The sequence below is a fragment of the Mammaliicoccus sp. FSL K6-3158 genome (genome assembly GCF_038005105.1).
Lineage (GTDB): Bacteria > Bacillota > Bacilli > Staphylococcales > Staphylococcaceae > Mammaliicoccus > Mammaliicoccus sciuri.
The window spans coordinates 1202433-1223948 of the sequence record NZ_JBBOSL010000001.1 but is presented as its reverse complement, the minus strand read 5'-3'; the positions used below and the strand labels follow the sequence as shown (position 1 = coordinate 1223948).

At 32.3% G+C, this 21516-nt stretch carries 17 protein-coding genes, 1 riboswitch and 1 other annotated feature; of the genes, 1 reads left to right on the top strand and 16 read right to left on the bottom strand.

The genetic code is table 11. From position 1 onward, the window contains the following. Positions 1–14 precede the first annotated feature (14 nt). The 16 genes from rpmI to MHH94_RS06050 all read right to left on the bottom strand — a co-directional run bounded on the left by rpmI (position 15) and on the right by MHH94_RS06050 (position 19541). The gene (gene rpmI, locus MHH94_RS06125) at positions 15–215 is read right to left on the bottom strand and encodes a 50S ribosomal protein L35 (protein WP_016910907.1); all 201 of its coding nucleotides are present in this window, start codon (positions 213–215) and stop codon (positions 15–17) included. Positions 216–240: 25 nt separating this feature from the next. After that, entirely contained in the window at positions 241–771 is a 531-nt protein-coding gene (infC, locus tag MHH94_RS06120; RefSeq protein ID WP_025904295.1) for a translation initiation factor IF-3, read from the bottom strand. A 23-nt stretch (positions 772–794) separates the two neighbouring features. Then, positions 795–920, bottom strand: a sequence feature (ribosomal protein L20 leader region). Between the two features lie 52 nt (positions 921–972). After that, complete coding sequence (locus MHH94_RS06115; RefSeq protein ID WP_058592097.1) at positions 973–2466, bottom strand: amino acid permease; 1494 nt, start codon at positions 2464–2466, stop codon at positions 973–975. Positions 2467–2554: 88 nt separating this feature from the next. Further along, positions 2555–2727, bottom strand: a riboswitch (Lysine riboswitch). Between the two features lie 69 nt (positions 2728–2796). Next, on the bottom strand, positions 2797–4725 hold the full coding sequence (thrS, locus tag MHH94_RS06110) for a threonine--tRNA ligase (protein WP_058592062.1): 1929 nt from the start codon (positions 4723–4725) through the stop codon (positions 2797–2799). Positions 4726–5039: 314 nt separating this feature from the next. Further along, the gene (gene dnaI / locus MHH94_RS06105; RefSeq protein WP_048539618.1) at positions 5040–5960 is read right to left on the bottom strand and encodes a primosomal protein DnaI; all 921 of its coding nucleotides are present in this window, start codon (positions 5958–5960) and stop codon (positions 5040–5042) included. After that, positions 5960–7342 (bottom strand): replication initiation and membrane attachment family protein, encoded by a 1383-nt coding sequence (locus MHH94_RS06100; RefSeq protein WP_107609267.1) that lies wholly within the window; start codon positions 7340–7342, stop codon positions 5960–5962. Before MHH94_RS06100 ends, dnaI begins: the two co-directional genes overlap by 1 nt. Positions 7343–7353: 11 nt before the next feature. Further along, positions 7354–7812 carry a transcriptional regulator NrdR gene (gene nrdR / locus MHH94_RS06095; protein ID WP_025904300.1) on the bottom strand — a complete coding sequence of 153 codons (459 nt, stop codon included), beginning with the start codon at positions 7810–7812 and terminating at the stop codon, positions 7354–7356. Positions 7813–7990: 178 nt separating this feature from the next. Then, complete coding sequence (locus MHH94_RS06090; RefSeq protein ID WP_058592060.1) at positions 7991–9025, bottom strand: glyceraldehyde-3-phosphate dehydrogenase; 1035 nt, start codon at positions 9023–9025, stop codon at positions 7991–7993. A 162-nt stretch (positions 9026–9187) separates the two neighbouring features. Beyond that, a complete protein-coding gene (coaE, locus tag MHH94_RS06085) occupies positions 9188–9784 on the bottom strand; it encodes a dephospho-CoA kinase (RefSeq protein WP_058592059.1) in 597 nt (198 codons plus the stop codon). Positions 9785–9792: 8 nt separating this feature from the next. Further along, positions 9793–10665 carry a DNA-formamidopyrimidine glycosylase gene (gene mutM / locus MHH94_RS06080; RefSeq protein WP_078355895.1) on the bottom strand — a complete coding sequence of 291 codons (873 nt, stop codon included), beginning with the start codon at positions 10663–10665 and terminating at the stop codon, positions 9793–9795. A gap of 21 nt (positions 10666–10686) precedes the next feature. Beyond that, positions 10687–13308 carry a DNA polymerase I gene (polA, locus tag MHH94_RS06075; RefSeq protein WP_058592057.1) on the bottom strand — a complete coding sequence of 874 codons (2622 nt, stop codon included), beginning with the start codon at positions 13306–13308 and terminating at the stop codon, positions 10687–10689. A 248-nt stretch (positions 13309–13556) separates the two neighbouring features. Continuing rightward, positions 13557–15263, bottom strand: coding sequence for a two-component system histidine kinase PnpS (gene pnpS, locus MHH94_RS06070; RefSeq protein WP_232157104.1), 1707 nt, complete (start codon positions 15261–15263; stop codon positions 13557–13559). Beyond that, positions 15256–15966, bottom strand: a complete 711-nt coding sequence (locus MHH94_RS06065) for a response regulator transcription factor (RefSeq protein ID WP_078355898.1) — start codon at positions 15964–15966, stop codon at positions 15256–15258. The genes pnpS and MHH94_RS06065 overlap by 8 nt, the downstream gene beginning before the upstream one ends. Before the next feature lie 144 nt (positions 15967–16110). Beyond that, positions 16111–17043, bottom strand: coding sequence for a malate dehydrogenase (mdh, locus tag MHH94_RS06060; protein ID WP_048539610.1), 933 nt, complete (start codon positions 17041–17043; stop codon positions 16111–16113). Positions 17044–17105: 62 nt separating this feature from the next. Then, positions 17106–18374 (bottom strand): NADP-dependent isocitrate dehydrogenase, encoded by a 1269-nt coding sequence (gene icd / locus MHH94_RS06055; protein ID WP_048539609.1) that lies wholly within the window; start codon positions 18372–18374, stop codon positions 17106–17108. 48 nt (positions 18375–18422) lie between these two features. Then, complete coding sequence (locus MHH94_RS06050; RefSeq protein ID WP_048539608.1) at positions 18423–19541, bottom strand: citrate synthase; 1119 nt, start codon at positions 19539–19541, stop codon at positions 18423–18425. Between the two features lie 427 nt (positions 19542–19968). Between MHH94_RS06050 and MHH94_RS06045 the strand changes: the two genes are divergently transcribed. Next, on the top strand, positions 19969–21324 hold the full coding sequence (locus tag MHH94_RS06045) for an amino acid permease (RefSeq protein ID WP_048539607.1): 1356 nt from the start codon (positions 19969–19971) through the stop codon (positions 21322–21324). Positions 21325–21516 lie beyond the last annotated feature (192 nt).

Here is a 21516-nt window from a genome sequence, read left to right as displayed (position 1 = left end):
GTCCGCTATGTTTATTATTTTACGTACGTTAACATTTGTTTAACTCGTTTAGTATCTGATTTAGAAACTAATGAAGCTTTACGCAATTTACGTTTTGCTTTTGTAGATTTGTTTGCGAATAAGTGTGAAGTGAACGCTCTAGAACGTTTTAATTGACCTGAACCAGTTCTTTTAACACGTTTTGCTGCTCCACGATGAGTTTTCATTTTAGGCATTGAGATTTCCTCCTATAATTTCGGTTTATTTGTCGTTTGAAATCGGCGCTAACATTAAGAACATTGAACGCCCTTCCATTTTAGGTCTTTGTTCAACTGTTGCTATGTCTTTACAAGATTCTGCAAAGCGTTCTAACACACGTTGACCAATTTCTTTATGCGTGATTGCACGACCTCTAAATCTAATAGATACTTTAACTTTATCTTCTTTAGATAAGAATTTTTGAGCATGTTTCAATTTAGTTTCGAAGTCATGTTCTTCGATAGTTGGACTTAATCGAATTTCTTTAACATTGACTACTTTTTGTTTCTTACGCATTTCTTTTTCTTTCTTCTGCTGTTCGAATTTGTATTTACCGTAATCCATAATTCTTGCAACAGGTGGTTTAGCATTAGGCGCTACGATTACAACGTCTAAATCTACTCTTTCAGCCATTTCAAGGGCTTCATATTTAGATTTAACACCAATTTGCTCACCATCTTGGCCAATAAGGCGAAGTTCTTTTGCACGAATTTTGTCGTTTACTTGAGTCTGATCTTTAGCTATGGTTGACACCTCCTAGAATTTTACGAAGTCGTCCAAGAAAAAAAGAACGAATGCATAATGCACCCGTTCTCATCCATAAACTTTAAAGGTTTATTGTACCTGCTAACTGCTTTACGCGTCACTACAGGTGAGAAGCGGGTATGCTTCTACTTGGTCCGTTTCGTATTCAACAAAACTTATCTTACCAATTATAAACCCTTATGTCAATGTTTATTTAATATTCTTTTCAAATTCTTTCATATCCACATCTTGACTTAAGTCAACTTTATCAAGTGGAATCATTTTGGTTCTGTATTTTAGTTTATGAAAAATATAAAATGCTAAAAATACAGGAATACCCATATAAGTAATAAAGAATCTTCTTGGTTCGAATTCACCAGTTTGGATGAAATCAACATCTTGCCCTACGATTACAATCGCACATAATACAAAAGCAAACAATGGACCAAATGGGAACCATTTAGCTTTATATTTTAATTTTGTCTTATCATAATCTTGTAGATCAAATGCTCTTCTAAATCTATAATGACTGATTGCGATTCCTAACCATGCAATAAAGCCAGTCATACCTGAAGCTGCAATAATATATTCATATGCGCCACCACTTAAATGCTCAATTGCAAATATAAGAACAACAACTACTGCTGTTGCAAATAATGCTGTGTAAGGTACACCTGATTTATTTGTTTTTGAAAATACTGGTGAAGCTAATTTATCTTTACTCATTGAAAATAGCATTCTAACTGAAGCATACATACCAGAGTTACCTGCTGATAATACTGAAGTTAAAATGACAGCATTCATAAATGAAGCTGCAAATGCTAAACCAGCATTCTCAAATACAAGAGTAAATGGTGATTTCGCAATTTCGTCTCCACCCATTAAGTTTGGATTTGTATAAGGAATAATCATACCAATTACAAAGATTGCTAAAATATAAAATAATAAAATTCTCCAGAATACTTGTTTAATCGCTTTAGGTACTGCTCTTTCAGGATTTTCAGATTCTCCAGCTGTAATACCAATCAACTCGGTACCTTGGAATGAAAATCCTGCAACTAAGAATACACCTAATACAAGTAAGAAAGTATTAACATTCGAGTCACCTAAGAACGGTGCGTCACCTGCTACAAAGTTATCAAAACCTAAGTATTCGCCACCTAATAAGCCGAATATCGTTAATAAACCTACACCAATGAAAATAATAACTGTCGCTACTTTAATAAATGCAAACCAGTATTCACTTTCCCCGTATACTCTAACTGAAAGTGCATTAAGGCCAAATATAATAGCCATAAAAATGACACTCCATAACCATGATGGAACGATTTCTAGTGGTTCCCAATAACTCACAACTTGAGATGCAATTGTGATATCAGCTGCAACTGTGATAACCCAGTTAAACCAATAGTTCCATCCTAAAGCAAATCCTAGTGATGGATCGACAAATCGTGTTGCGTAAGTACTAAAAGAACCAGAGACTGGTAAATAAGTTGCCATTTCTCCTAATGATGTCATAAGGAAGAAGACCATCAAGCCAACTATTGCATATGCTAGTAATGCACCACCCGGTCCAGCATCTCTAATTGCTCCGCCAGAAGTCATAAATAAACCTGTACCAATACAACCACCGATGGCTATCATAGAGATATGTCTATCTTTGAGTTTCCTTTGAATATTGTTCGTTGATTTTTCTTGATTCATTGCTATTTCCTTTCTCCATTCCACAATCGAGCCACTAAAAAAGTCGCATATCTCTTGAGATATGCGACCGATATATGAACATTCCATACAAATTGGTAGCACATCACTTAGTGTGACAGTCCAGTATCTATTAAACACTGGCCCAACAAATCATATTATGGATATGATTTGTTTCGGCGATGCACCCTTTCGTTATTTCAACATACGCGCCATTACGCTTCTGAATAATTACTCTTGAGCATCGCAACCTCTAACTCATTACTGAGGAATATTTAATTAAATTTCACTATTAAAACTATACCCGATGATTCCAGAAATTTCAATAGGCTATTACTTTTTTAGTCGAATTTCATCCACAATATTCCAGATAAACTCGTCTTTTTCAACTGTTTTTGAATCTTTTGATCCGTATTGACGTACATTTACTTCTTGGTTTTCAACTTCTTTATCACCAACAACGATTTGGTACGGTATTTTTTGCATTTGAGCTTCACGAATTTTATATCCCATTTTCTCGTTACGGTCGTCAATATGAACACGTACACCTTGAGATTTCAATTCATCATTTAATGCTCTTGCATAATCGTAATGTAAGTCAACATTTACAGGTATAATTTCCACTTGTTTTGGTGCTAACCAAAGTGGGAATGCACCTTTAGTTTCTTCTATTAAGAATGCAGTAAATCTTTCCATTGTAGAAATAACGCCCCTATGAATAACAACTGGACGATGTTCTTCACCATCATTACCAATGTAAGTTAAATCAAATTTTTGTGGTAATAAGAAGTCTAATTGTGCAGTAGATAAAGTTTCTTCTTTACCCATTGCTGTTTTAACTTGAACGTCTAATTTAGGACCGTAGAATGCCGCTTCACCGATTGCTTCTTCATATGGTAATGCCATTTCATCGATTACTTCTTTAAGAACTGCTTGCGCTTTATTCCACATTTCGTCATCATCGAAGTATTTTTCTTTATCTTCAGGATCACGATAACTTAATCTGAATGTATAGTCCTCGAATCCGAAATCTTTATACACATCAAGAATCATATTAACAACGCGTTTAAATTCTTCTTTAATTTGGTCTGGACGAACAAAGATATGTGCGTCATTTAAAGTCATACCTCTTACACGTTGTAATCCAGATACTGCACCACTTGCTTCATATCTATGCATCATACCTAATTCTGCTATACGAATTGGTAACTCTCTATATGAATGACGACTATTTTTATAAATCATCATGTGATGTGGACAGTTCATAGGTCTAAGCACAAGTTCTTCATTACCTAAATCCATTGTAGGGAACATATCTTCGTGATAGTGATCCCAATGTCCAGATTTCTTATAGAATTCTACATTAGCCATAATTGGTGTATAAACGTGGTCATAACCCATAGCGACTTCTTTATCTACAATATAACGTTCTAATTCACGTCTAATAGTTGCGCCATTTGGTAACCATAAAGGTAAACCAGCACCTACATCTTGATTAGTTGTAAATAATTCTAATTCTCTACCGATTTTACGGTGATCACGTTCTTTTCTTTCTTCTAATACTTTCAAGTATGCTTTTAAGTCTTTTTTATCAAAGAATGCTGTTCCATAAATACGTTGCAACATCTTATTGTTTGAGTCACCTCTCCAATAAGCACCTGCAGTAGATAATAATTTGAATTCTTTAATTTTTGAAGTTGAAGGCACATGTACACCGCGACATAAATCTGTAAATTCACCTTGAGAATAAAGTGTTACATTTTCATCTTCAGGAATAGCATCAATTAATTCTAATTTATATTCATCACTTTTAAAGAATGCTTTCGCTTCATCACGACTTACAACTTTACGTTCAATTTTAAAGTTTTCATTCACAATTTGTTTCATTTCTTTTTCGATTGTTTCAAAGTCGTCACTAGAAATTTTATGTTCTGTATCTACATCGTAGTAGAACCCACCTTCGATTACAGGACCTACGCCAAACTTCACATCACCATATAATCTTTGTAAAGCTTGGGCCATTAAATGTGCAGTTGAATGTCTTAACACTTCCAAAGCTTCATCGCTTCCAGGTGTAACAATTTCAATTTCTCCATCATTTTCTAAAGGTCTTGTTAAATCTACTAATTGTCCATTAAATTTACCTGCTACAGCTTTCTTTCTTAAACCTGGACTAATGGATTGTGCGATTTCTTCAGTAGTTGTGCCTTGTTCAAACCCTTTCACATTACCATCCGGAAACTTAATATTTATCTCACTCATAACGACTTCCTCCTCTTTTTTATTAAAGAACACAAAAAAGAGACCTCATCCAAAGGGACGAAATCTCTCGCGGTACCACCCTCATTAACGCACTTAACGTATAAGTACGATAACTCTACATAAGATAACGGTCTTGAGCCGAATGTGGATTAACACATCATGTATTGAGGGAGTAACTATTTATATTGCATTATCTCAATTTCAGCTCAATGAGACTCTCTGTGAATGCTTTATAGACGTCATGTCCTCTAAATTTGTATATTCATTTACGATAATTCAATTATACAACTCTACTGTAAAATATCAAGCTAAAATTAAGCGCGATAGTTTTTACCATCTAATTCATATGGTTCAGAGATTGTTTTGATGCGTTCCATAATTCGACTAGCTTTTGTAATCTCTGCACCTTGTCGTGTTTTGCTCAAATGGAATTCTAATTCATCAAAGTTAAAATTCGAACTAAAGAATGTCGGTAATTTATGAACCATTCTATAATGCAATAATGGACCCAATATTTCATCACGAACCCATGGCGTCAGTTCTTCTGCACCGATATCATCTAGCATCAACACTTTAGCTTCACGTGCCGCTTCAAATCGACTACTGAACGATCCATCATTAAATCCATTTTTAAGCACTCTAATAAATTCAGGTAAATATATAATCGTTGAAGGTTGCTTTTTAACTTTTAACTGATTCGAAATTGCACCTAATATATACGATTTACCCGTTCCGAATGGACCATGTATATATAGCCCTTTAACTTCTTCACCTGCTACAATTTTATTACAAATATCCATAGCTTTCTTAATGATTTGCATACGAGACTCATTTTCGATGTATATATCTTTAATTGTCGCTTTCAACGTTTCTTCAGGCATTTGGAATGATGTCACTAAACTTGATTCAAACCTTTGTTCATCGTATTCGATTTTGTTCGGACAAGGTAAGTATCTCGTTTTGATGTGGTCATTCTCAATGTATAGTTCAGGTACATGACCTTTCACAAAGTTGATACAAGTGCCATAACTACCACATTTCTCACAACATTTCGATTGATCTTTATATGCTTGTAATTGATCTAAATCTCTATCAATCATTTCGTTCGTTAATTCAGATTGATGTTCTTCTAAAAATGCTTTTACCTCTTTATGAGATAATGTATCTTTTTTAATTTTTTCTAATCGTTTTTGAAAATCTTTATTTTGTTTTAAATGTTGTCCAAGTGGTTCCATTATTGATCACCTTCTTTCCAAAAAGCTTCCAATTCTTTTTGAAGCGCTTGTTTTCTTTTTTCAAACGCAGCATCAGATTCATGATCATTTTGTTTCTCTTCTTTAGTTGATTCAGAAGATTTTTGTTTTAATAACCATTCTGGTGTCTTTTCAATTGATTTTAATTTATAAGGGTTATTTGCATTATTTTTACGTTCTTTTTTCTTCTCAGCTTTTTGTTTATCAAGATTTTTAACATAATGATAGGCTTCTTCAGCTGAGGATAATTTAAGTTTCTTCCAATTCGAAGCAATTTCTTCAATATATGCTTTCGGTAATTGCATATTATTTTTAAACATTACATACTCTAACAAGATGTTAATCACACCGTATGGTAATTTTTCGCGTGTAATAATATCTTCAACAGTTCTCTTTTGTGCAATTGTCGGTTCAGACTGGGTAAATGATGATAATACTTCTATTGGGCTTGTCGTATCCAACAATTCAAACCAAGACAACAAGGAGTTCACTTCGCTGTTTTCAGAATGCGTATTTGCTTTAGGTTTTTCATTTTTTAAATCTAATGTTGGCAGTTCACCTTCATGCTCTATTTGATAAATTGTACGTGCATGTTTTCTTAAATCTTGTAGTGAAATCGTTTGGTTTTCTGTAATGGATTTTAAGATAATAGACTTCATTTCAACCGGTGTAATACCGTATAAAGTAGCAATTTGTATGATTACTTCTTTCGTCTGTTTATTTAAAATTTCTTTAGAAATCAAATGATTACTCAACAATAATTCTAACATTTCAAAATCAAATTGAACGTCTGACAGATCGAGTCCTTTACTTTTATATTCCGGTCGAATATTGATATCATCTTGTTGTTCAGCATTCGTCAACTTTGGCACTTTAAATACATCAGTAAAGCTCTTAGTCACTTCATGAAAGCCTTGAGTTGTCACACTGTCATCTTTATATCTATTTTTTAACCTAATATATCTCGCCTTACCAATTTGTTGATATAAAAATACAGATAATAAAGGATCATTAAAGAATTGCTCTGCTGTAGCAGGTTGCTCTAATTGATAAATAAATGATTGAGCTTCTTGATTCGTCTTAAAATACGTCTTGAGTAAGCCAATACCTTCTAACAAGTCTAAAGCATCTCTAAAGCTAGACAGATTAATTCTTAAATCATTCATAATTGTATAATGATTATACGCTTCTGTTTCATGATGATAATTAAACTGCGATAAATATAAATAAACACCAATTGCATCAGTTCCAATTAATGGCGTATATAAACTAACTAATATATCTTGATGTACATGTGTATAATTATAATTCGATTTAACATAGAAGCCATCACTTGGCTTGATACCACTAAAATATTCCGCCATTAATACTCACCTTACTTTCGGTCTTTCAATATGCCTTGCATTGACTTTAATAATTGATCGACATCTTTAAATTCTCTATATACTGATGCAAATCTTACATAAGAAACTTGATCGACATCCATTAAATGTTCCATAACTTTTTCACCAATATCATTTGAAGATACTTCAGTATTACCTTCAGATCTTAATTCTTTTTCAACTTGATTTGTAATTTCTTCTAATTTTTGATAAGCAACTGGTCTTTTTTCACAAGAACGTACTAAACCGTTTAATATTTTATCTCTATTAAATGTTTGTCTTGCGCCGTCTTTTTTTACGACGATTAAAGGTGTGAGCTCTACTCTTTCAAAAGTTGTGAAACGAAATCCACATGATTCACATTCTCTTCGTCTTCTAATTGCCACTAAATCATCCGCGTGTCTAGAGTCTACAACTTTAGAATTTTCATATTTACAGTTTGGACATCTCATTCGTTTCACCCCTCATATACTTATTACATAGGTTGATTATACAGTAGTTTGTTATTTTTTTAAACGCTCACTACTTTTCAAAATGCACTTATAGATACTTAACAGTATTATTATTAAATAAAAAACGTAATGCGGTATTTAATTTACCACATTACGTTTTAAATGTAACTTATATCACTTATGAAATTTTTTGTTCTCTCACTTCTGCAAGTATTTGAGCAACTTGTTCTGCAAGTTCTACAACTCTCATTGAGTATCCCCATTCATTATCATACCAAGCGAGTACTTTCACTTTATTATCTGCAATGACCATTGTAGATTGTTCGTCAACGATTGCTGAATGTGGATTTGTTTTGAAATCAATTGAAACAAGTGGTTCATCATTAATATCCATTATTCCTTTTAATGGCCCTTTACTAGCTTGACGTAATGCTTCATTCACTTCTTCAACTGTTACATTTTGTTTTAAATCTACAACTAAATCTACAAGTGAAACATTAGATGTTGGTACTCTTAATGCCATTCCGTGCATTTTTCCTTCTAATTCAGGTAGTACAAGTGACAATGCTTTTGCTGCACCTGTTGAAGTTGGAATGATACTGTCCGTACAAGAACGTGCTCTTCTCAAATCTTTATGAGGATTATCTAAGTTCTTTTGGTCATTTGTAAATGCATGTACAGTTGTCATTAATCCATTTTCGATTCCAAATGTATCATTTAAAACTTTGGCTACCGGGCTTAAACAATTCGTTGTACAAGATGCATTTGAAACAATATCAAAATCATTTAAATCGAGCGCATCGTCATTTACACCTTTAACAATTGTTTGAACATGTCCACCTTTAGATGGTCCTGTTAAAATAACTTTTTTAGCGCCAGCGTCAATATGTGCGATTGCTTTATCTCCATGATTAAATTTACCAGTTGCTTCTATAACAATATCAATTCCTAAAGTTCCCCACGGTAATAATTTAGGATCTCTTTCAGATACAAGTAAAATTTTATGACCATCAATGATGATGCCATCTTCAACTGCTTTAATTTCTCCATCTAATTTGCCATGTGTAGAATCATACTTAATTAAATGAGCAATTGTTTCTGCTGGATATGAAGCATTAATAGCCACAATATTTAAATCATTTGATTTAAGTGCACCTCTTAAGACCATTCTTCCAATTCTTCCTAAACCATTAATTGCGATATTTTTCTTCATAGTCGAGAACTCCTTTTAATGTGATATACTATTTATTGCAATTAGTATATCACATTAAAAGTTTGTTGAAAACGTTTTCTATTATCTTTTTCTTAAATAAATTAAAAAAGTAGATGAATAACAAATGCTATCCATCCACTTTCATATCAAGCTTATTTAATTTTAAAGATTTAATGCCTTACTTTTAAGTAAATCATTAATATTATGACGTAAGTCGTTTAAAGTTCCATTGTTATCAATAATACAATCAGCTAATGTTTTCTTTTCATCTATTGGTATTTGTGATTGAATTCTTGCTTCTGCTTCTTCATCACTTAACTGATTACGTTCTTTAAGACGTAATATTTGAGTTTCTTGATTTGTATAAACTAACCAAGTTTCATCGACTGTATTTTGCAGTTTGTTCTCAAACAATAACGGAATATCCATTATGACATTTTTACCATTACTTAATGCCTCTTCTTTTTCTTTATCCATTATTGTTCTTACTATCGGATGAATAATATTGTTTAGTTTTTCTCGCATTGTTGGATCTTTGAATACGATAGATCCAACATATTGTCTATTCATTTCACCATCTATAATTGCTTCTTCTCCAAATACTTCTTTAACTTGTTGTAGACCAACGCTTCCTTTTTCGACTGCTTTTCGACTGGCTACATCGGCATCTACTATATAAAATCCTTTATCTTTTAAAATATGAGATACTGTAGACTTTCCAGTTGCAATACCTCCAGTTAAACCTATTACTTTCGCCATTTTTACACCTACTTTTGACAATTTGGACAATAGTGCGTGTTTCTTGTGGCAATGACTTTTTGTAATACTTGCCCACCACATTGGCCGCACACTTTTTTACCATATATTCTATGCTTTTCTTGCATTGTCCCTTTTTCACCATCTGCATTGTAGTAATCAGATATACTTGAACCACCGTTATCGATACCCTCTTGTAACACGTTAACCACTTCATCAAAGACCACTTTACACTCTTTTGAAGTTAAGTCTTTCACTGGTCTCATTGGAAGAACACCTGCTCTTAGCAAAGCTTCACAAGCATAAATGTTACCGCAACCTGAAATAACTGTATGGTCCAATATCGCGACTTTAATTGGTTTATTTATAAATTTATTTGACATTACTTTATTTAAGTAATGTTGGTAAGCTTCTTCAACAAACGGTTCTGGTGCAATCTTTAAGACTGAAGGATATTCACTTAAATCTTCTAATGCTCTTAATTCACCGAACCTTCTAATATCTGTGTAAATAAGCTGTAATCCGTTATCTAATTCAAATATGACGTGCCAATGCTTCCTATGGTTATCAACTTCAATATGACTTAATTCTGGAACTGTAAAGAATGCCCCCGTCATACCAAAGTGACACATAATAACATTGCTATTTTCACCGTTATCTATTTCCATAAAAATATATTTACTTCTACGATATACACTTATAATCTTGTAATGCTCAGTACGTTCTTTGAATAAAGCTAAAGAACTACCTTTAATAATTGTTTCTTTACCTGTCGATTTGCCCAATTCAACTTTTTCTGAAAAAGTTACTTTTTGTATTGTGGCACCGACAATTTTAGGTTCTATCACTTTTTTAACACTTTCTACTTCTGGTAACTCTGGCATATATAATCTTCTTTCCTTTTATTATTTAGCATCATACCAAGTTTGTCCTGAACTAGATTCTACACTTAATGGCACAGATAACTCGAGTGCATTATCCATAATATCTTCTACAAACGGTTGGAATGCTTCTAATTCATCTTCTGGAACTTCAAATATTAATTCATCGTGTACTTGTAATAATAATTTACCTTTAAAATCTTTATCTTTCATATTATTCGCAAATTGTACCATTGCTAATTTAATAATATCCGCTGCACTACCTTGAATTGGTGTATTCATAGCTGTTCTCTCAGCAAAACTTCTTAAATTAAAGTTACGATTTGTTATGTCTGGTGTATATCTTCTTCTGTGAAGTAGCGTTTCTACATAACCTTTTTGTTTAGCATCTTGTACGATTGTATCCATATATTCTTTTACTTTAGGGAAACTATCTAAGTAATCATCAATAAATTGTTTGGCAGCTTTTCTTGTAATACCTAAACTTTGACTTAAACCATAGTCGCTAATACCATATACAATACCAAAGTTAACTGCTTTTGCTTGTCTTCTCATATTTGACGTTACTTCATCTTTACTCACATTAAACACACGCATTGCAGTTGTCGTATGGATATCTTCATTAGCAGTAAATGCCTCTTTCATATGTTCGTCGCCTGTAATATCTGCTAATACACGTAATTCAATTTGAGAATAGTCAGCAGCAAATATTACGTGATTCTCTTTACTTGGTCTAAATGCTTTTCTAATTTTTCTACCTTCTTCTAATCTTATAGGTATATTTTGTAAATTAGGATCAACTGAACTTAAACGACCCGTTTGAGCTAATGTTTGATTAAATCTCGTATGAATCTTCCCTTCAGACGTAATCATTTTTTGTAATCCTTCAATATAAGTAGACTGAAGTTTAGCTAGCTGTCTATAGACTAATATATCTTCAATAATTGGATGTTCATTACGCAATTGTTCTAACACATCAACTGCAGTTGAATAACCTGTCTTTGTCTTTTTAATAATTGGTAGTTTTAAATCTTCAAATAATACGACACCTAACTGCTTTGGTGAATTAATATTGAATTCCGAACCAGCATGATGATGAATTTGTTCAATCAATTTATCGATACGTACTTTCAAATCTTCTTGCATTTCAACTAAAGTATCTTTATCAACCGTTATGCCGATATATTCCATTTCAGCTAATACACGTGCTAACGGTAATTCCAAGTCATCGTGTAGACTTAATTGATCTTTTTCATCTAGTAATTGAATCATTTTATCTTTTGTTTCATAAACTGCCGTTACCTTTTTAGCGATACTTTCAAAAAGCATATCTTGTTCAGGGACGTGCAACTTTTTACCTTTGCCATATATACTTTCATCATTCGGTACATAATAGATGCCAAATTCTGATACGACTGAGTATACATCATCAATTGTTCTAGAAGGATCTAAAATATAACTTGCTAACATTGTATCGAACTGAATACCATTAATTTCGATACCTAACCTTTTACATAAAATAATCGTCTTTTTAGCGTCATATGTTGCAAATGTTACTTGATCATTTTCAAGCCATTGTTGTAATTTTTTATGCTCTTTTAAAACATCAGGAGAAACAACATATGTTTCGTCATTTGCATGAATAGCAAATCCAAGTATATCTGCTTTTAAATAGTTAGCTTCGTTCGTTTCAAAATGAATAGCCGCTTCAGTCACACTATCAAAATCAAAGTCATCAATTTGAGTTGAATATTCAATCTCACGGTCATCTGTTGCTTCAGCACTTGCATCCATTTGATCAAGCAATTGTTTGAATTCTAATGTCTTAAATAACTTTATCTTCTCGTCATTATTTTGATCTGTAAGTTTCAACTCATCTATTGTAACTTCAATAGGAGACTCACGATTAATCGTAGCAAGCTCTTTACTTAACTTGGCATTGTCTTCGTTATCTATTAATTTTTCTTTCATCTTTGATTTCTTTAACTCATCAATGTTTTCATATACACCTTCTACAGTTTCAAACTGTTTCAGTAATTTAATTGCTGTCTTTTCACCAATTCCAGGCACACCTGGTATATTATCTGACTTATCACCCATAAGCCCTTTCATATCAATGATTTGGTTAGGTACTAAACCGTCATATTTTTCAGCGATAAATTCAGGTGTGTAATGATCAATATCTGTTACACCTTTTTTAGTATAATAAATCGTTACATTTTCACTTGCTAACTGAGTTAAATCTCGGTCACCCGTAATAATAATTGTCTTAATATTTTTCTCATCCGCTTCACGAGATAATGTACCGATAATATCATCTGCTTCATAATTTTCTAATTCATAATGTTTAATATGATAACTTTCCACAAGTTGTCGGATATATGGTAATTGGCTTCTTAATTCATCCGGCGTCTTCTCACGACCACCTTTATATTCACTGTACATATTATTTCTGAAAGTTGTTTTTCCAGCATCAAAAGCAACCATAAAATGAGTTGGCTCTTCTTCTTTGATTATTTTATCTAAAATCATTGTAAAACCATATATAGCATTCGTATAAACGCCAGCTTTATTTGTTAATAAAGGCAAAGCAAAAAATGCCCTAAATGATAAACTATTACCATCAATCAGTACCAATTTTTCCACGATAAGATACCTCCATCTTTATATTGATTATATTTTATCATATCTCACTATATAATAAGATTGTTTCGCATAAATAAAACGTTATCATAGTGTAATGATATAAATAGTCAAACCGATATTTAATTTTTTACAAAAAAAAGCGAAATACACAATGTATTTCGCATAATCATCAAAATGAAGGGGTCTATGTTTATTCTATCTCGTCATGATTAATTCAATATGAATAAATTGTAAAGATTATATAAAGATTACTTATTAAAGAGTTTTACAATAAAGTTAGATCCTTTTCCAACTTCTGATTCTACTTTGATTTGTCCATTATGTGCTTCTACAATATGTTTAGTAATGGATAAACCAAGTCCTGTTCCTCCTGAATCTCTACTACGCGCTTTATCAACACGATAAAATCTTTCAAAAATTCGTTTTTGTTCATCTTTAGATATTCCTATACCATTATCTTTCACAGAAATAATTTGACCATCTTCTACTTCTTTAATCGTTATAATAACTTCACTAGATTTCGGTGAATAACTAATGGCGTTCGTTAATAAATTAATCAATACTTGTGTTAATTTATCTTTATCTCCGTATCCATATACTTCTTTATCGATATGATTTGTAATGTGAATGTCTTTTTTAGAAGCAACATTTGATACTGTGTTAATCGAATGTTCGCCAATTTCTGTTAATGATATTTGTTCTTTCGGTATCTCGCTATTTTGTTCGATTTTTGATAACTCGAGTAAATCTTGAACAAGTGATTGAATTCGATTAGATTCTTCTAACATGATTTTTAGGAACATATCTAACGATTCAGGATTATTTTTTGCACCATCTAATAATGTTTCTGCAAATCCTTTTATCGATGTGATTGGTGTTCTTAATTCATGAGATACATTTGCCACAAAATCTTTTCTCATATGTTCTAATTTCTTCAACTTCGTTATATCATGCATAACGACAACTAAACCTAATAGATTTCGTTTTTTTCGAGATAATACTGGAATTGCAGATACTTCAAAAAACTTATTATGAACATCATTGATATACATTTCAATTTGTTCAAACATAGGTTTTTCTAATTTTAAAGCTTCGTTCATCATCTGTATGATCTCAACATTAGGCATTACTTCTTTAAATAACTGCCCTTCAGCATGACTATTTCTGTCAAACAAGTCATGATAAGTCTTATTCGCTATTACAATAACACCTTCTCTATCTAACATTAATATTGCACTTGGAATATTTTCTAAAGTCGTTTCCAATCGATTACGTTGCAATTTCTGTTCATTATTTAAATTATCTAATGTTCTAGCAAGTTCATTCGTATTAACAAAAAGTTCTTTCGTTTCTTTCACATTACTTTCTGGCACTCTAACACGATATTTTCCAGAAGCCAATAATTTAGTAGCATATGTCACTTCTTTAATAGGATGTATATAAGAAGTGTTAATATATCGAACGACAAAATAGATTAAAGGTAATGTAAAACATAAGACTAATAATAAATATTTCCAAATATCTTTTTGAATAATCTCTATCGTATCTGTATGTTTAGCAATGACAACTGTATAATCACCATATGTTCTTGCATACATCACTTCAGATTCTGACTTATCTACTGCAAAATATTCATCAAAGGTCTTTGCATCAGATATAGCTTGCTTTTTATTTTGATTAAATATATTTGTATCTTTTTCACTTGATCGATATAACACACGTCCATCTTTTTGCAGTAAAATATCTTGATCAAACACACTCAAAATATCTTTAATATTTTCTGGATTATTTTTTGCAATATCGTATACTTTTTTGGATTCAGTCTTTAATAATTTTTGCTGTTGTTTAGAAATTAAATCGTAACTAGAATTATGAAGGAAAAACCCTAATATAAGAAAACTTACAACAGTAACAGTTGTAAGTATAATTAGTAATTTATTATAGAACTTAATCATTATTCTTTGGTCTTTCTAACTTATAGCCTAAACCTCTCACCGTTTTAATGAATTGAGGTTGCTTAGGGTTTTCTTCAAGTTTATCCCTCAAATGACTAATGTGTACGTCTACTATTCTAGAATCTCCAGCAAATTCATAATTCCAAACAGAATTCAACATATGTTCTCTAGTTATCACACGACCCTGTCTTTCAATAAGGTAAAGTAAAAGTTCGAATTCTTTTGGTGTCAATTCTAATAATTCATCATTTCTATACACTTCAAAGAAGTCAGGTCTAATTCTAATTGCACCTAAAATAATATCTTCATCTTCATCTAAGTTTTTATTTTCAACTTGCCCAACACGTCTTAATATAGCTTTAACACGTGCTACAACTTCACGAGGTGAAAATGGTTTAGTCATATAATCATCTGCACCTAATTCTAGACCTAACACTCTATCAAATTCATCGTCTTTAGCTGTAAGCATAAGAATTGGAACTTGGTTTTTATCTGATCGAATCGTTTTACAAACTTCAATTCCATCTTTCTCAGGTAACATTACATCTAATACTACTAAATCTGGTTTCTCTTCATTTACTTTCTCTAACGCTTGAACTCCATCATAAGCTACAATTACTTGGTAACCAGCTTGTTCTATATTATATTTAAGCAATGTAACGATAGATTGCTCATCGTCTACTACCAATACTTTTTGTGACATTCAAGGTCCTCCTTAAGCGATTTAATATAATTATAACTTAAATTATTAAAAAAATAATGGTTATTTAGAGAACTTTACAAAAAGTTAACACTATCTAAATAAAAGAGACGCATTCAAAGCAGAATGCGCCTTTCAACTGTTATTTTATTGTAAAATATTCTTTACTGTTTCAACAGACTGAGCAGATTCATCAAGTAATTGCTTTTCTTCATCAGTTAAGTCTAACTCGATGATTTTTTCAATACCATTAGATCCTAATACAGTTGGTACACCTAAATAAATGTCTTGATAACCATATTCACCTTCTAAATAAGCAATTGAAGGTAATACTCTCTTTTGATCTTTTAATATTGCTTCTGTCATTTCAATTAAAGCTGCTCCTGGTGCATAGTATGCCGAACCATTACCAAGTAAGTTAACGATCTCAGCTCCACCTTTTCTTGTTCTATCAACAATTTCAGCAATTTTTTCTTCAGATAATAACTTTTCTAAAGGTACGCCACCAGCTGCTGAGTATCTAATAAGTGGAACCATTGTATCTCCATGACCACCTAATACAAATCCTGTTACATCTTTAACAGAAAGATCTAATGCTTCAGCAACAAATGTTCTAAATCTAGCAGTATCTAATACGCCAGATTGACCAATCACGCGCTCTTTCGGAAATCCTGATTCTTTATACACTGTATAAGTCATTGCATCAACTGGATTTGTTAAGACTAAGATAACGCAATTAGGTGAATATTTAACAATTTCTTTTGTTACGGATTTCATAACATTTTGATTTGTTTGTACTAAATCATCACGTGACATTCCAGGCTTTCTTGCAATACCCGCTGTAATAATGACAACATCTGAATCTTTTGTATCTTCATAATTAGCAGTACCTGTTACTTTTGAATCAAAACCTAATACCGGTGCACTTTCTGCAATATCTAACGCTTTACCTTTTGTTGGGTTTTCAGATTGAGGCATATCAACAAGTACAATATCACCTAACTCTTTTTGAGCTGCAATAAATGCAGCTGTAGCGCCAGTAAATCCTGCTCCAATGATTGAAATTTTCTTTCTTGCCATATTGTTCATCTCCTTATAATAAAAGGAAGGTTAATAAATAACCTTCCTCAAATAACATCCTATTATGGTAAATTTTTAATTAATTCATCAGCGAATTCTGAAGATTTAACTTCAGTTGCGCCATCCATTAAACGAGCAAAGTCATATGTTACTACTTTAGAAGCAATTGTAGCTTCAACAGATTGTGTTACTTTGTCAGCAGCTTCTTGCCAACCCAAGTGTTCTAACATTAATACACCACTTAATAATACTGATGAAGGGTTAACTTTATCTAAACCAGCATATTTAGGAGCTGTACCGTGTGTCGCTTCGAAAATTGCATGTCCTGTTTCGTAGTTAATGTTTGCACCAGGTGCAATACCAATACCACCAACTTGAGCTGCTAATGCATCTGAAATATAGTCACCGTTTAAGTTCATTGTAGCTACTACATCAAATTCAGCAGGACGTGTTAAAATTTGTTGTAAGAAGATATCAGCGATAGAGTCTTTAATAATTAATTTACCTTCAGCCTCTGCATCTGATTGTGCTTTATTAGCAGCATCTTTACCTTCTTCTTCAACAATTTTATCATATTGTTGCCAAGTGAAAACGCGATCTCCGAATTCACGTTCAGCTAAATCGTAACCCCATTTTTTGAATGCACCTTCAGTGAATTTCATGATGTTACCTTTATGAACTAATGTAACATTTCTACGATTATTATCGAACGCATAGTTAATTGCTGCTCTTACTAATCTTTCAGTACCTTCTTTAGAAACTGGTTTAATACCGATACCTGAAGTTTCAGGGAATCTGATATTTTTAGCACCCATTTCATTTTGTAAGAAGTCTATAACTTTTTTAGCTTCATCTGAACCTTCTTGGAATTCAATACCAGCATAAATATCTTCAGTATTTTCACGGAAAATAACCATATCTGTATCTTCAGGACGTTTAACTGGTGAAGGAACACCTTTAAACCAACGTACTGGACGTAGACAAGTGAATAAATCTAACTCTTGACGTAAAGCAACGTTTAATGAACGAATACCGCCACCAATTGGTGTAGTTAATGGACCTTTAATTGCTATTAAATATTCTTTAATCGTTTCTAAAGTTTCATTTGGTAACCATTCACCAGTTTCATCGAATGCTTTTTGACCTGCTAATACTTCTTTCCATTCGATTTGTTTTTCGCCATTGTATGCTTTTTCTACAGCTGCATCTAATACTCTACTTGCTGCATTCCAGATATCTGGTCCGATTCCATCACCGATAATAAATGGGATGATTGGATTATTTGGAACATTTAAAACGCCTTGATTTGTTGTAATTTTTTCTGCTGTCATTATATGATTCCTCCATCTAAATTTGTTAGTTATATTATATTAATTAAATTAACGGTTTTCAATTGGTTCATATTTACGATCACGTTCACCAGTATATTCAGCTCTTGGTCTCATAATTCTATTTGTTCTGTATTGTTCAAGAATATGAGCTGTCCAACCTGACATACGGCTAATTGCGAAAATTGGTGTGAATAAATCGTGATCAATACCCATGCTGTGATATACAGTTGCACTGTAGAAGTCAACGTTAGGTAATAATCCTTTTTCTTCTTTCATAATTTCAGCAATTCTTAAAGAAATTTCAAACAGTTCTTTTTGACCTGTTTCGTCTGTAATACGACGACTCATTTCTTTTAAGTACTTCGCTCTCGGATCACCATTTTTATATACTCTGTGTCCGAAGCCCATAATTTTTTCTTTATTTGCGATTTTATCTTTAATGTAATCATCTGTTTTGTCGACAGTACCAATTTCAGTTAACATTTTCATAACTTGTTCGTTAGCACCACCATGTAATGGACCTTTCAATGCGCCAGCTGCTGCTGTCACACCTGAATACATATCAGATAAAGTCGAAACTGTTACACGTGCTGTAAATGTTGAAGCATTAAATTCATGGTCAGCGTGTAAAATTAACGCTTTGTTAAAACCTTCTACCTCAACATCAGTTGGAACTTCACCTCTTAACATATATAGGAAGTTTGCTGCATATGTTAAATCTTTTTTAGGTTTTACAACTTCTTTACCTTGTCTTACGCGAGAGAATGCTGCTACTAAAGATGCAACTTTCGCTTGAATTCTAATTGCACGTTCATAGTTCATTTCTTCATCAAATTTTTCAGCGTCTGGATCGAAATGTGCTAAATATGATAATGAAGTACGTAATCCAGTCATTGGATGAACTTTATCAGTCGCATAATCTTCGAAATGTGTATACATTCTAGGGTTTAAAGTCATATATCCTAGTAGTTTCTCATTTAGTTCTGCTAATTCCTCTTTGTTTGGTAATCTTAAATTCCATAGTAAAAACATGACTTCTTCAAATAAAGCATTTTCAGTTAGATCATCTATTTCATAACCTGCATAAGTTAATTGATTATCTATGATTGAACTAATTTGAGTTTCAGAAGCAATGATGCCCTCTAACCCTTTTGCTACTTGTGCCATAATAATATCCCCCTTACTAAATAATTGCCCATATATGTAATGGCTTTCATCTATCATTATATATAATTTCTTACGATTTGTGAATGCGAAGGACTTTTAAACTTTAAATTCTTTAGTAATTTTAGATGAATAAAAATAAACAGTTGTAATTTTATATTTTTTATAATATTGCTATAGTAAATAAAATATATCTCAAAAACGTGAACACATAAGGATTTACGAGTTAGTAATACCCTATCATTTTAATCAGAATAGGTCATTTCATCGTTCATCCATTCATTTTTATTATTATATATGATAAAAATAATAAATCATGATAACAGGTATCAAACAGTTGTTAAACATTCATTTTTTAATTGCTATTTTCTTACAGTAAGCGCATAATAATAACATAAAAGTTTGTATATGAAAGAGGGATAAAGTTTATATGGCTAACAATTTACAAAGGGAATTAAGCAATAGGCATGTACAACTTATTGCGATAGGTGGTGCTATAGGTACAGGCTTATTCTTAGGTGCTGGCGAAACAATTAGTTCAGCAGGCCCTTCAATACTGCTGACCTATATTATTATTGGTTTAATTTTATTTCTGTTTATGAGAGCTCTAGGGGAAATATTACTCTCAAACACAGATTTTCATTCTTTTGCAGATGTCACGCATACATATATCGGACCATTCGCAGGATATATAACAGGATGGACTTACTGGTTCTGTTGGATTGTCACTGGTATGGCTGAAGTAACTGCAGTAGCAAAATACATAAGTTTTTGGTTTCCTGACATACCAACATGGATTACAGCATTATTTACAATACTCATATTAATGACAATGAATTTAATGACTGCTAAACTATTTGGTGAATTAGAGTTCTGGTTCTCTATTATTAAAATTACAACGATCGTAGCATTAATCGTTGTCGGTATTATCATGATCGTAATGGCATATGAAACACCATACGGTACAGCTTCATTAACACATATTTGGGACCATGATGGTATTTTCCCAAATGGTATGAATGGTTTCTTCTTATCATTCCAAATGGCAGCTTTCTCATTTGTAGGTATTGAATTAATCGGTGTTACTGCTGGTGAAACGAAAGATCCACATAAGACAATACCAAGAGCGATTAACAGTGTACCAATTAGAATTATGCTTTTCTATGTAGGTTCACTTATTATCATCATGTCTATTACACCTTGGGACAAAATCGACCCTGCCGAAAGTCCATTCGTAAAATTATTTGGACTGATTGGTATTCCAATCGCAGCAGCAATTATCAACTTTGTTGTTTTAACAGCTGCAGCATCATCTTGTAATAGTGGTATTTTCTCAAATAGTAGAATGCTTTATGGTTTATCACAAAATGGACAAGCAAACAAAAGTTTCGGTCAAACAAACAAAACTGGTGTCCCTTATAAAGCAACACTATTTAGTTGTTTCTTATTAATGATTTCAGTACTTTTAAACTACGTGATTAAAGATGCTGGTGAAGTATTTAAATATGTAACATCTGTATCAACCGTACTTTTCTTAGTAGTATGGTCATTAATTGTTGTTGCTTATATTAGATATCGTAAAATATCACCAGAATTAAACAAAGCATCTAATTTCAAATTACCTGGTGGTGTCCCGGTAGCATGGATTACATTAATATTCTTTATTTTCGTATTCGTGTTATTAATGACAAATAAAGTCACATTAATCGCTATATTAATTACACCAATTTGGTTTATCATTTTGACAATCATGTACTTTAATCAAAAACGTAAAGTATTTAAATAAAGTAAATAAAAACATCTCATTTACTAAATAAATCAGTAAATGAGATGTTTTTTTTGCCCCTTTTTAGTTTACTTGTTTATATATTATAACGACCCCAGTATTTGCACCTTTGGACTAAACTGCTTATAACAGTATATGCGCATTCATAAATAAAAAAAGAGACTAGGAAATCATATCCCAGTCTCTTTTTTA